General features: G+C 69.2%; 12 protein-coding genes. 4 read left to right on the top strand and 8 right to left on the bottom strand.

Annotated features, from left to right (window positions below; genetic code table 11):
* Positions 1-124 precede the first annotated feature (124 nt).
* Both ACLFOB_RS04290 and ACLFOB_RS04285 read left to right on the top strand, forming a co-directional pair.
* Positions 125-1,051 (top strand): sulfite exporter TauE/SafE family protein, encoded by a 927-nt coding sequence (locus ACLFOB_RS04290; protein ID WP_410925065.1) that lies wholly within the window; start codon positions 125-127, stop codon positions 1,049-1,051.
* Positions 1,051-1,815: a TIGR02186 family protein gene (locus ACLFOB_RS04285; protein WP_410925063.1), complete on the top strand. Its 765-nt coding sequence runs from the start codon at positions 1,051-1,053 to the stop codon at positions 1,813-1,815. Before ACLFOB_RS04290 ends, ACLFOB_RS04285 begins: the two co-directional genes overlap by 1 nt.
* 15 nt (positions 1,816-1,830) lie before the next feature.
* On the opposite strand, the gene ACLFOB_RS04280 is transcribed toward ACLFOB_RS04285, so the two are convergent.
* Genes ACLFOB_RS04280 through ACLFOB_RS04255 form a run of 6 tightly spaced genes read right to left on the bottom strand, consistent with a single transcriptional unit; the run spans position 1,831 to position 5,690 of the window.
* A complete protein-coding gene (locus tag ACLFOB_RS04280; RefSeq protein WP_410925061.1) occupies positions 1,831-2,211 on the bottom strand; it encodes a PAS domain-containing protein in 381 nt (126 codons plus the stop codon).
* A gap of 27 nt (positions 2,212-2,238) precedes the next feature.
* Positions 2,239-3,078: a 3-keto-5-aminohexanoate cleavage protein gene (locus tag ACLFOB_RS04275; RefSeq protein WP_410925059.1), complete on the bottom strand. Its 840-nt coding sequence runs from the start codon at positions 3,076-3,078 to the stop codon at positions 2,239-2,241.
* Between the two features lie 4 nt (positions 3,079-3,082).
* On the bottom strand, positions 3,083-3,709 hold the full coding sequence (pcaG, locus tag ACLFOB_RS04270) for a protocatechuate 3,4-dioxygenase subunit alpha (RefSeq protein ID WP_410925057.1): 627 nt from the start codon (positions 3,707-3,709) through the stop codon (positions 3,083-3,085).
* A gap of 3 nt (positions 3,710-3,712) precedes the next feature.
* The gene (gene pcaH / locus ACLFOB_RS04265; RefSeq protein WP_410915721.1) at positions 3,713-4,441 is read right to left on the bottom strand and encodes a protocatechuate 3,4-dioxygenase subunit beta; all 729 of its coding nucleotides are present in this window, start codon (positions 4,439-4,441) and stop codon (positions 3,713-3,715) included.
* Entirely contained in the window at positions 4,438-4,818 is a 381-nt protein-coding gene (gene pcaC, locus ACLFOB_RS04260; RefSeq protein WP_410925055.1) for a 4-carboxymuconolactone decarboxylase, read from the bottom strand. Before pcaC ends, pcaH begins: the two co-directional genes overlap by 4 nt.
* The gene (locus ACLFOB_RS04255) at positions 4,815-5,690 is read right to left on the bottom strand and encodes a branched-chain amino acid aminotransferase (protein ID WP_410925053.1); all 876 of its coding nucleotides are present in this window, start codon (positions 5,688-5,690) and stop codon (positions 4,815-4,817) included. Before ACLFOB_RS04255 ends, pcaC begins: the two co-directional genes overlap by 4 nt.
* 325 nt (positions 5,691-6,015) lie before the next feature.
* On the opposite strand from ACLFOB_RS04255, the gene ACLFOB_RS04250 reads away from it, so the two are divergent.
* Entirely contained in the window at positions 6,016-6,567 is a 552-nt protein-coding gene (locus ACLFOB_RS04250; protein WP_410925051.1) for a L,D-transpeptidase, read from the top strand.
* Between the two features lie 138 nt (positions 6,568-6,705).
* On the opposite strand, the gene ACLFOB_RS04245 is transcribed toward ACLFOB_RS04250, so the two are convergent.
* Both ACLFOB_RS04245 and trpS read right to left on the bottom strand, forming a co-directional pair.
* Positions 6,706-7,746: a hypothetical protein gene (locus ACLFOB_RS04245; protein WP_410925049.1), complete on the bottom strand. Its 1,041-nt coding sequence runs from the start codon at positions 7,744-7,746 to the stop codon at positions 6,706-6,708.
* Between the two features lies 1 nt (position 7,747).
* Positions 7,748-8,779, bottom strand: coding sequence for a tryptophan--tRNA ligase (gene trpS, locus ACLFOB_RS04240; protein WP_410925047.1), 1,032 nt, complete (start codon positions 8,777-8,779; stop codon positions 7,748-7,750).
* An 84-nt stretch (positions 8,780-8,863) separates the two neighbouring features.
* Between trpS and ACLFOB_RS04235 the strand changes: the two genes are divergently transcribed.
* A complete protein-coding gene (locus ACLFOB_RS04235) occupies positions 8,864-9,550 on the top strand; it encodes a rhomboid family intramembrane serine protease (protein ID WP_410925045.1) in 687 nt (228 codons plus the stop codon).
* The last annotated feature ends 3 nt before the right edge of the window (positions 9,551-9,553 follow it).

Here is a 9,553-nt window from a genome sequence, read left to right as displayed (position 1 = left end):
GGGGTGAATTGGCCGCAGGCCAAGAGGGGGGCAGACAGCCCCCCTGTGCGGCGCAGGCAGACGCGCCGCCGTCGCCGCGGCGCGGCAACTTGCCAAGGACCCGGGCGGGACGCTAGGTAGGCGCATGATGATCTACCTGCCCATCGCCGAGGTCTCGGTGAACGCCTTCCTCCTTCTGGGGCTGGGCGGGCTTGTGGGGGTGCTCTCGGGGATGTTCGGCGTGGGCGGCGGCTTCCTGATGACGCCGCTTCTGTTCTTCATCGGCATCCCTCCGGCCGTCGCCGTGGCGACGGAAGCCAACCAGATCGTCGCCTCCTCCTTCTCGGGCGCGCTTGCGCATTTCCGGCGCAAGACCGTGGACCTGCGCATGGGGCTGGTGCTGCTCGCGGGCGGGCTCGTCGGGGCGGCACTGGGCATCTGGATCTTCAACATCCTCAAGGCGCAGGGGCAGGTCGACCTGCTGGTGCGGCTCTCCTACGTCGTCTTCCTGGGCGTCGTGGGCGCGCTGATGTTCGTGGAATCCCTGCGCGCGCTGCTCAGGTCGCGCCGCCCCCCCGCGCCGGGCGCGGCCGCGCGGCGCAGGCAGCGCGGCTGGGTGCACACGCTGCCGTTCAAGATGCGCTTCCGCACCTCCGGGCTCTACATTTCCGTGATCCCGCCGGTCCTGGTGGGTGTGGCCGTCGGCATCCTTGCGGCGATCATGGGCGTCGGCGGCGGCTTCATCATGGTGCCGGCGATGATCTACCTGCTGGGCATGCCGACCAAGGTCGTGGTGGGCACCTCGCTCTTCCAGATCATCTTCGTCACCGCCTTCACCACGCTGCTGCACGCCACCACGAACTTCACGGTGGACATGGTGCTGGCCGTGCTGCTGCTGGTCGGGGGGGTCATCGGCGCGCAGATCGGCACGCAGATCGGCACCCGGCTCAAGGCCGAGCAACTCAGGATCCTGCTCGCGATCATGGTGCTCGCCGTCTGCGGCAGGCTTGCGGCCGACCTGCTTCTGCAGCCGGCCGAGCTTTATTCCCTCGGCGACAGCGGGGGGCACTGATGCTGCGGGTGGCGCTCGCCCTCATCGCGCTGGCCGGGCCGCTTGCGGCCGCGGACGAAGAGGTCGTGCTGGGCCTGTCGCGCGACACGGTCTCGATCACCACGAACTTCGAGGGGTCCGAGATCCTGATCTACGGCGCCATCAAGCGTGAGACGCCGATCCGCCTGGACCCGACGCTCGAGGTTGTCGTCACCGTGGCCGGTCCCGACCGGCCGGTGACCGTTCGCCGCAAGGAGCGGGTCGCAGGCATTTGGGTCAATACCGACGCGGTGGAGATCGACAGCGCGCCCAGCTTCTACGCCGTCGCAACCAGCGGGCCGCTGGACGAGGTGCTGCGCGACACCGAGGATCTGCGCCACAAGATCTCGATCCCGCGCGCCATCCGTTCGGTGGGCGCGCCCGAAAACGTGACGGACACCGCCGCCTTCACAGAGGCGCTGATCCGGATCCGCACGCGCCAGGGGCTTTACCGGACGGCCGAGGGCGGGGTCGAGCTGACCGAGCAGACGCTGTTCTCGACCGCCATCGACATGCCTGCCAACCTGACCGAGGGCACATACGACACGCGCGTCTTCCTGACGCGCGACGGCGAGGTCGTCGGACGGTTCGAGACCTTCATCGGCGTGCGCAAGGTGGGGCTCGAGCGCTTTCTCTTCACTCTCTCGCGCGAGCAGCCGCTGGCCTACGGCCTTCTGTCCCTTGCCATCGCCATCGCGGCGGGCTGGGGCGCCTCGGCGGGCTTCCGCGCGCTCAAGCGCGGCTGAACGCCGCCGCGGCCCTCAGGCGACGGGGTTCTGCGCGCCCGCGAAGAACATCAGCCGGCCCTCGGCGTCATAGATCGGGCGGATGCGCAGCCGGTTGACGAAGGGCGTGCCGTCCTTGCGGTAGTTCAGGATGTCGATGGTGAAGCGCGTCTGCGCGCGCAGGGCCTGCCGGATCGCCTCGATCGCGTGCGGATCGGTGTCGGGCCCCTGCAGGAAGCGGCAGTTGCGACCCACGGATTCCTCTGCCGTGTAGCCCGTCTGCCGCTCGAACTCCTCGCTGACGTAGATCATCGGGTTGTCGGGCAGCGACGGGTCGGAAAAGACGACGCTCATCTCGCTCTCGTCGTCCTCGATCAGCGCGTCGAAATCGGCCTTTGTGCCGGGGGCGCGTGCCACGGTGTCTGTCCTTTCGTCGGGGATCTGTCAGGCGGCCGCGGGCAACCGCAGGCCAAGGATCTCGCGCGCCTGCCGCCAGCTTGCCACGGGCCGCTCGTATTTCTCGCAAAGCTCCGCGGTGCGCTTCACCAGCGCGGCGTTGGAGGGCGCAAGATGCTCGCGGTCGAGGCGCACGTTGTCCTCCAGCCCGGTCCGCGTGTGTCCGCCGGCGGCGATGCACCACTCGTTGACCTCGATCTGATGCCGCCCGATGCCGGCGGCGCACCACTGCGCGTCGGGTGCCAGCCGCTTCACCGTGTGCACGTAGTAGTCGAAGACGTCGCGGTCCGCCGGCATCGCGTTCTTCACGCCCATCACGAACTGGATGTAGAGTTGGCCGGGGATCTTGCCCTCGGCGTTCATCTTCGCCGCCTGGAAGATGTGGGACAGATCGAAGGCCTCGATCTCGGGCTTGATGTCGTATGTGCGCATCTCGCCCGCCAGCCAGTCCACAAGGTCGGGCGGGTTCTCGTAGACCCGCGTGGGAAAGTTGTTCGACCCCACGGTGAGCGAGGCCATGTCAGGCCGGAGCGGCAGCATGCCGCCCCGCTCCTTCCCCGCGCCGGAACGCCCGCCGGTCGAGAACTGCACGATCATGCCGGGGCAGTGTTTCTCCAGCCCCTCCTTCAGCCGCGCGAACCTTTCCGGGTCGGAGGTCGGCGTCTGGTCGTCGTTGCGCACATGCGCGTGGCAGATGCTGGCGCCCGCCTCGAAGGCCTCGTGCGTGGACTCGATCTGTTCCTGGACGGTGATCGGCACGGCGGGGTTGTTGGCCTTGGTGGGGACCGATCCGGTGATGGCGACGCAGATGATGCAGGGGGTGGTCATGGTCTCAGATGTCCAGGAATACGGTTTCGTGCTCGCCCTGAAGATGGATGTCGAAGCGGTAGAGCGGCTGGCCGTCGCGCTCCTCGCGCTTGGCGACCAGCGTGTCGCGGCGGTGGGTCTGTTCGATCAGGTTCAGCACCGGGTCATCCGCGTTGGTCTCGCCCTCGTCGGAGAAGTAGAGACGCGTCGAGAGGCCAAGGTTGATGCCGCGGGCCACGATCCACAGGCTGATGTGCGGGGCCTGAACCGTCCCGTTTCGGCCCGGCACGGCGCCCGGCTTCACCGTCTCGAAGCCCCAGATGCCGGTCTCGAAGTCCGAGATCGTGCGCCCCCAGCCGCGAAATCCGTCCTCGACCTCCGTATGCCGCGGATCTTCCGGGTGGGCGTAGATGCCGGCGGCGTTCGCCTGCCACGCCTCGATCAGCACGTCGCGTACCGGCGCGCCGGTGCCGTCCATCACCATGCCCTCGATGCGGATGCGCTCGCCCGCCGCATTCGGGCCCGCGATGTCCCAGCCAAGCTCCCGATCGAAGATGGAAAAGCCGGCCGCCCCCGGCGCCAGGCCGATGTGGACGTAAGGACCGGCCGTCTGCGAGGGGGTTTCCCTGAGATAGGCAAGCGGCTGTCGCATGGCTCAGTTTCCTTCCAGCCGGTTCTCGAACAGCGTCGAGCGGCGCCCGCGCAGCACGATGTCGAAGCGGTAGGCGATGGAATCGAAGGGGATCGTGGCATTCATGTCGAGCCGCGCGACCAGCATGTCGATGGCGGCCGGGTCGGGGATGGTGCCCACGATCGGGCAGAGCGGGATCAGCGGATCGCCCTCGAAATACATCTGCGTGATCAGCCGCTGCGCCCAGCCCGTCCCGAAGACCGAGAAGTGGATGTGCGCCGGGCGCCAGTTGTTCTCCCAGTTGCGCCAGGGGTAGGCGCCGGGCTTGATCGTGCGGAAGAAGTAGTAGCCCTCTTCGTCCGTCAGGGTCCGCCCGCAGCCGCCGAAGTTGGGGTCGATGGGCGCGAGATAGCTGTCGTTGCGGTGGCGGTAGCGCCCGCCGGCGTTGGCCTGCCAGACCTCGACCAGCGTGTTGGGGACGGGCCGCGCCTCTTCGTCCAGAACGCGGCCGTGCACGATGATGCGCTCGCCCACCGGCTCGCCGTCCTGCGCGTAGTTCAGGATCAGGTCGCGGTCGATCGGCTGCACATCGTCGGGGCGAAAGACGGGGCCGGTGATTTCGGAGCGGGTATTCTCGATCGAGAGCGCGGCAAAGCGCGGGCTGCGCGCGACAGAGGACTTGTATTGCGCGGCATGCGCCGGCGGGTGCCACTGCCGGTCGCGCTGGAAGAATTCGCCGTCGTGTTTCCTCATACCTCCACCCCCATCTCGGCATAGGCGCGCCGGGCGATGCCGATGGCGTGGTTGGCCCGCGGCACGCCGGCATAGATCGCCACATGCAGCATCGCCTCCATCACCTCTTCCGGCGTGGCGCCGGTGTTGGCGGTGGCGCGGACGTGCATCGCGACCTCCGCGTCCGAGCCCTGCGCGGCCAGAAGCGCCAGCGTGATGAGCGAGCGGTCCCGCAGGCTGAGCCCCTCGCGGGACCAGACGTGGCCCCAGGCGGCCTCCGTGATCATCTCCTGGAACGGCGCGTCGAAGCTCGTCTTCCTCGCCTCCGCCCGATCCACATGCGCGTCGCCCAGCACGCGGCGGCGCGTGGCCATGCCCTGATCGAGGCGCGTGCTCAAACCGCCGCCTCCGCATCCGAATGCGCCCAGTCCCAGTAAAGCTCGCGCACGCGGCGCGTGACCGGCCCGACCTGGTATTCGCGGTCGTCGAAGGCCGTGACCGGCGTGACCTTGTTCATGTTGCCGGACATGAAGACCTCGTCCGCGTCGCGGAAATCGTCGAAGCCCAGCACCGTCTCGTGCACCGTCATGCCGTCGGCGCGCATGTTGCGGATATGCCGCGCCCGCGTGATGCCGGCAAGGAAGGTGCCGTTGGGGATGGGGGTAAAGACCTCGCCGTCCTTCACCATGAAGATGTTGGCGGTCGCCGTCTCCGCCACGTTGCCCAGCGCGTCGGCCACCAGCGCGTTGCCGAAGCCTTTGGCGCGCGCCTCGGCCAGCATCCGCGCGTTGTTGGGGTAAAGGCAGCCGGCCTTGGCGTTGACCACCGCGTCCTCCAGCACCGGGCGGCGGAAGCGGGTGGTGGTCAGGGTGGTCGCGGCCTCGGGCGGGGCCATCGGGATCTCTTCCAGCGAGACGCAGAAGCCGGTCTCGGTCTGCGTCGGCACGATGCCGAGGTCGCCGCCCTCGATCGCCCAGTACATCGGCCGGATGTAGACGGCGGCGTCCTTCGGGTAGGCGCGCAGCCCCTCGCGCACGATCTCGACCATCTCCTCGGTCGTGACGCTGGGGCGGATCATCAGCGCCTCGGCCGAGCGGTTCACGCGGGCGCAGTGGGCGTGAAGGTCCGGCGCGATGCCCTGCACGAAGCGCGCCCCGTCGAAGACCGTGGTGCCCAGCCAGGCGCCATGATCGGCGGCGCGCATCACCATCACGTCGCCCTCGTGCCAGGCCCCGTCGAACCAAGTGCGAAGATTGGTGCCGGTCGCCATCGCGCGCCTCCTCCCCCATGCCGGATTGCCGCCGGAGCCTAGGCCCGCCCCGCGCGGAGGTCCAGACGCGAAATGCCCCCGGCGGGGGACGCCGGGGGCGTATGGCGCCGGGTCTGTCCCGGCATGGGGCGCGCGGCGGCGTGACGGTGTCGGGGGGGACCTGTGCCGCGGCGGGCGGTGCGATTCGCCCGGCACCATGGTTAGGGCAAACAGGCGTCGGTTTTGTGACGGCCTGTCGTGCCCGGCCCTGACCGGAACGTGAATTGCCCGTGAGCGGCCGATCGGGTTGGTTTCGCGCCCGAGGCAGAAGGACAGGAGACCACCCATGGCACGCATCGGACGCAGGAGTTTTCTGGCCGCCACGGTGGGGCTGATCGCGGCGCCCGCGATCGCGGCCCAGCGGCAGGAGGTCGCCCGGCGGAACGTGTCGAGCTTTCGCACCGCGGACTGGCGCGATCACTTCGACACCCTCGGCAAGGGCGCTATCGTCGCCGACACGGTCAGCCGCGCGCTGCACTTCTGGGCGGGCGACGGCGAGACCTATCGCGTCTACCCCACGTCCGTCCCGATGAGCGAGGAGCTGACCCGCCTGGGCTACACGGAGGTCGTGAAGAAGGTGCGCAACCCCACCTGGACGCCCACGCCCTCGATGCGCGAGCGCGACCCCTCGCTGCCCGCCACCGTCCCTGCAGGGCCCGACAACCCGATGGGCACGCGGGCCATGCACCTGTCGTGGCAATACTACCGCATCCACGGCACCCACGACACGCGCAAGATCGGGCGCAAGTCCTCGGACGGCTGCATCGGGCTCTTCAACGAGCAGGTGGAGGATCTGTTCGAACTCGTGGAGGTCGGCACGCAGGTGCGGCTCATCTGACAGCGGGGCCTTCGCTTCCGGTGCGGACGAAGCCTCCGCTGCGCGCGGCCCGCAGGGAAACCGCCCCCGCCACGGCACGGGTGCAATTGTCACCTGCCTGCGTCCGCCCCCGAAGGGGAAGCGCGCCGGGCGCGGCGCTTACCCGAGGCGGCGGCGCGCGGTGCGCAGGGCAAGGCTGGTGGTGCCCGACAGCAGGACCCCGACGAGCGCCGCGACCGCGGCGGCGAGGCCCGCGACCAGTTGCAGCGCCTCGTCCGAAAGGCGCAACGCGGTCCGCAGCAACCGGCTCTTGCCGAGGATCTCCATGGCGCCGACCGTGCGCTCCCCCGCCGCCTCGGACACCCGCGCCAGCCGTGCGAGGTCCGCGGCATCGGCGGTCTTGCCGATCAGGTAGAGACCGCCCGCCGCGCCCGCACCATCCAGCACACGGCGCGCACCGCCGAGCATCGTCAGCGTGGGCTGAAGCTCATCCTGGCGGAGAAGCAGACGCACATCGCTCGGGTGTCGCACCTTGGGGAGGCTCGCCCAGTCCACGGCTCTCCGAGCCGCGTCGCTTAGGCTGCGCATCATCCAGCCCGGCATCGCGCCCATTGTGCTCGCCAGCTTCGCCAGCCCCGCGGCTGTCTTGACGGGTGGCGCAACCAGAGCGGCAAGACCGATGGCGGAAAGGATCACGATCACCTCGTCCACGTCCTCTCCACGCAGATACTTGCGGCCTTCCCGGACCAGGTCCGTGAGGTCGGCGATCGGCGTCAACACGACCGGACCGCGACACGGTATCACCAGATCAAAACTGCATTGCTCGGGGTTCATGGCGCAGCGCGAGCATCGTTCCGCACGCGCCCACTTACTGAAATCCTCCGCCCGCGCCGCTTCCACCCGCGTGGCGAGGTCCGGCGGCAGGGCGACCCCGAGCCGCGCGGCCTCTGCCAGAACGGCGTCGAGCGCGAGCCAGTTGCGCGGCTCCTCTGCCAGAAGGGCGGAGACCCGCCCGCCGATGCGCTCCGGCCCCGCGACGCGCGCGAGCTGCCGGTCCACCTCGGCCAGGATGCGGTCCGCCTCGCGGTCTACCCAGAGCCGGGCAGGGCCGCTGCCGAAAAGCTGCACGGCGGTGCCGCCGCTCCAGGCCAGCGATACGATCAGGAGCGCCCCGAGGAAGGCCCGGAGCGCGCGCCGCATCTCAGGCCCCCACCATCCCCACGATCTCGTAGGTGCGCCTGAGGATCGGGGCGGCCAGCGCGCGGGCACGCTCGGCGCCGCGGGCGAGAATCGCGTCGATCTCGTCGGGCGCCTCCATCAGCCGGGCCATTTCGGCCGAGATGGGCGAGAGCTTCTCGACCGCCAGTTCCGCCAGCGCCGGCTTGAACGCCGAGAACTGCCTGCCGCCGTATTCGGCCAGCACTTCCTCGACCTTCATGTCGGCAAGGCCCGCGTAGATGTTGACGAGGTTGCGCGCCTCGGGCCGTTCCTCCAGCCCCGCGTGGTCCGAGGGCAGCGGCTCGGGGTCGGTGCGCGCCTTGCGGATCTTCTGCGCGATGGTGTCGGCATCGTCGGTCATGTTGATGCGGCTCATGTCCGAGGGATCGGATTTCGACATCTTTTTCGACCCGTCGCGCAGGCTCATCACCCGCGTGGCCGCGCCCTCGATCACCGGCTCGGTCAGCGGGAAGAAGTTCACCCCGTAGTCGTGGTTGAACTTCGCCGCGATGTCGCGCGTGAGCTCAAGGTGCTGCTTCTGGTCCTCGCCCACGGGGACATGCGTGGCGTGATAGACAAGGATGTCGGCGGCCATCAGCGCGGGATAGGCGAAGAGCCCCAGGCTCGCCTCCTCCTGGTTCTTGCCGGCCTTGTCCTTCCACTGCGTCATGCGCTTCATCCAGCCCATGCGCGCCACGCAGTTGAAGACCCAGGCAAGCTGCGCGTGCTCGGCCACCTGGGACTGATTGAAGAGGATCGAACGCCCGGGGTCGATGCCCGCCGCTATGAAGCCCGCGCAAAGCTCGCGCGTGGCGCGGGTGAGCTTCGCGGGGTCCTGCCAGACGGTGATCGCGTGCAGGTCCACCACGCAATAGACCGTCTCGACCCCCTGCTCCTGCATCTCGACGAAGCGCTTCATCGCGCCGAGATAATTGCCGAGCGTCAGCCCGCCGGACGGCTGGATGCCGGAGAACACGCGCGGGGTGAAACCGGCAAGGGGATCCGCGTCGGACATGCGGGGAAAACTCCGTCTGGCGTTCGGGTCCCGGCTCGCTTACCCACGGGGGGCCAAAGCGTCAAGCGAGCGAGGGAGCGCGCCATGAGCCACGCGCCCGGCCCCGCGCCGGTCAATCCGCTGCCGCCCGTGGTGGTGGCGCTGTTCCTGCTGATCGTGGCGGTGGAGGTCGCGTTTTCGCTGGGCGCGCGGGGGCTTGCCGGCGGTCCGGGCGCGGTGGGCTGGCGCGCCGCCGCGATCGAGACCTACGGCTTCAACGCCGCGATCCTCGACTGGATGCGCGTGACCGGGCAGTGGCCGCTGGAGCATCTGCAGCGCTTCGTCACCTATCCCTTCGTGCACGCAAGCTTCACCCACGCGCTTTTCGCCGCGATCATGCTGCTGGCGCTGGGCAAGATGGTGGGCGAGGTCTTTGGCGCGGTCGCCACGCTGGGCGTCTTCGCGGTCTCCAGCGTCGTGGGCGCCGCGGTCTTCGGCCTGCTGCTGGGCGGGTCGCAGTGGCTGCTGGGGGCCTTTCCGGGGGTCTACGGGCTGATCGGCGCCTTCACCTGGCTGTTGTGGATGCGGCTGGGGCAGATGGGGGCGCAGCAGATTCGCGCCTTTACCCTGATCGGCGTGCTGCTGGGAATCCAGCTGATCTTCGGGCTGCTCTTCGGCCCCTACAACGACTGGATCGCCGATCTTGCGGGCTTCGGGGCGGGCTTCCTGATGTCCTTCTTCGTCAGCCCCGGCGGCTGGACGCGGCTGCGCGCGCGGATGCGACGCGACTGATGT

The organism is Rhodosalinus sp. (genome assembly GCF_046542825.1).
In the GTDB taxonomy this organism is placed as follows: Bacteria; Pseudomonadota; Alphaproteobacteria; order Rhodobacterales; family Rhodobacteraceae; genus Rhodosalinus.
The sequence above is the reverse complement of the archived record's forward strand: the minus strand, read 5'-3'. Positions and strand labels throughout refer to the sequence as shown.

Excerpts from the sequence above, each read along its gene's own strand:
- pcaH (WP_410915721.1), bottom strand. The coding sequence starts at position 4,441 with ATGAGGAAACACGACGGCGAATTCTTCCAGCGCGACCGGCAGTGGCAC.
- ACLFOB_RS04255 (WP_410925053.1), bottom strand. The coding sequence starts at position 5,690 with ATGGCGACCGGCACCAATCTTCGCACTTGGTTCGACGGGGCCTGGCAC.
- trpS (WP_410925047.1), bottom strand. The coding sequence starts at position 8,779 with ATGTCCGACGCGGATCCCCTTGCCGGTTTCACCCCGCGCGTGTTCTCC.
- pcaG (WP_410925057.1), bottom strand. The coding sequence starts at position 3,709 with ATGCGACAGCCGCTTGCCTATCTCAGGGAAACCCCCTCGCAGACGGCC.
- ACLFOB_RS04245 (WP_410925049.1), bottom strand. The coding sequence starts at position 7,746 with ATGCGGCGCGCGCTCCGGGCCTTCCTCGGGGCGCTCCTGATCGTATCG.
- ACLFOB_RS04290 (WP_410925065.1), top strand. The coding sequence starts at position 125 with ATGATGATCTACCTGCCCATCGCCGAGGTCTCGGTGAACGCCTTCCTC.
- ACLFOB_RS04285 (WP_410925063.1), top strand. The coding sequence starts at position 1,051 with ATGCTGCGGGTGGCGCTCGCCCTCATCGCGCTGGCCGGGCCGCTTGCG.
- ACLFOB_RS04275 (WP_410925059.1), bottom strand. The coding sequence starts at position 3,078 with ATGACCACCCCCTGCATCATCTGCGTCGCCATCACCGGATCGGTCCCC.
- ACLFOB_RS04235 (WP_410925045.1), top strand. The coding sequence starts at position 8,864 with ATGAGCCACGCGCCCGGCCCCGCGCCGGTCAATCCGCTGCCGCCCGTG.
- ACLFOB_RS04250 (WP_410925051.1), top strand. The coding sequence starts at position 6,016 with ATGGCACGCATCGGACGCAGGAGTTTTCTGGCCGCCACGGTGGGGCTG.